The sequence below is a fragment of the Pseudomonas huaxiensis genome (genome assembly GCF_003231275.1).
Lineage (GTDB): Bacteria > Pseudomonadota > Gammaproteobacteria > Pseudomonadales > Pseudomonadaceae > Aquipseudomonas > Aquipseudomonas huaxiensis.
On sequence record NZ_QKVL01000238.1, the window covers coordinates 1 to 205 of the forward strand.

Sequence of the window (205 nt, forward strand, 5' to 3'; positions counted from 1 at the left end):
CGCCACCCTTAATGGCAACAGCCGCGACAGCCTGCTGGGCGGCGGCGTGAACAGCTTCGCCGTGGCGTGGAGCCAGGGCAGCCTGAACATCGACGGTGCGCTGAATCAGACCATCGACGACCTGACGGCCGGCACCCAAGGCCGTTTCCACAAGATCAACCCGAGCCTGGTGCGCCTGCAACGCCTGACCGACCGTTTCAGCCTG

Annotated in this window: 1 pseudogene; it reads left to right on the top strand. The window is 65.9% G+C overall.

Annotation, left to right across the window (positions count from 1 at the left end):
• A pseudogene (locus DM374_RS33030) lies at positions 1 to 205 on the top strand (ShlB/FhaC/HecB family hemolysin secretion/activation protein); the annotation flags it as partial.